This is a genomic window from Actinacidiphila polyblastidii (genome assembly GCF_036353415.1).
Lineage (GTDB): Bacteria > Actinomycetota > Actinomycetes > Streptomycetales > Streptomycetaceae > Actinacidiphila > Actinacidiphila polyblastidii.
Window position 1 is genome coordinate 1 of the sequence record NZ_JAZEWV010000079.1, and the last position, 1,200, is coordinate 1,200.

General features: G+C 76.6%; 1 protein-coding gene. It reads left to right on the top strand.

What is annotated here, in order from left to right:
• Positions 1–1,200: amino acid adenylation domain-containing protein (locus V2S66_RS34295; protein ID WP_330801015.1), on the top strand; the 1,200-nt coding region annotated here is incomplete at both ends.

The following is a 1,200-nucleotide window of genomic DNA, read 5'->3' on the forward strand; positions in this document are numbered from 1 at the left end:
CGACGTCCGGGCGCCGGCCGCCCGTATGCGCACCGTCCTCGCCGACGCGGGCGTGGAACTGCTGCTGACGGACGCGGCGTTCACCGGTCACGCGCTGACCGCCGCGGCCGCCGACGGCGCGTTCCGGGTGCTGCGGGTCGACCGCACCGACGCAGCCGACGGCACCGACGACGCGTGCCTGGTCGGCGGCCCCGGCGGGGACGCCCTGGACGCCCGCGGCTCCGGGGCGCCGCCGCTGCCGGAGCCCGCACCGGGACAGCTCGCGTACCTGATGTCCACTTCGGGGTCGACCGGCACACCCAAGAGCGTCGCCGTCACCCACGAGGACGTGGTCCGGCTCGCCACCGACTCCGCCTGGCGTCACGACACCCCGCAACGGGTCCTCTTCCGGGCCCCGCACTCCTTCGACGCCTCCGTCTACGAGCTGTGGGTGCCCCTGCTGAGCGGCGGCACCGTCGTGGTCGCCCCGGACACCCGCTTCGACGCCGCGCTGCTGCGGACCCTGACCGCCCGGCACGGTCTGACCCACGTCCACCTCACCGCGGGCCTGTTCCGGGCGATCGCCGAGGAGGACCCCGCGGCGTTCGACGGCCTCCGCGAGGTCGGCACCGGCGGGGACGTCGTCACAGCGGAGTCGGTCCGCAGCGTCCTGGTCGCGGCTCACGGCATCACCGTGCGCAACACCTACGGCCCCACCGAGGCCACCCTGTGCGTCACCCACATCCCGTTCACCGACCCGGCCGCCGTCCCCTCCCCGCTGCCGATCGGCAGGCCGCTCGACGACACCCGGCTGTACGTCCTGGACGCCGCCCTGCGCCCGGTGCTGCCAGGGGTGACCGGCGAACTGTACGTGGCCGGCGCCGGCCTGGCCCGCGGCTACGACGGCCGGCCCGGTGCGACCGCGGGCCGCTTCGTGGCGTGCCCCTTCGAGGCGCGGGAGCGGATGTACCGCACCGGCGACCTCGTGCGGTGGACACCGCAGGGCGCGCTCGAGTTCGCCGGCCGTGCGGACGGCCAGGTCAAGATCCGCGGCTTCCGCGTCGAACTCGGCGAGGTCGAGGGCGCCCTCGCCGCCCTGCCCGGCGTCGGCGAGGCCGCGGCGGCCGTCCGTGAGGACACCGCGGGCAGCAAGCGGCTGGTCGCCTACGCCGTCCCGCGGGCCGGTGCGGACCTCGACCCGGCGGGCATCCGGTCGGCCCT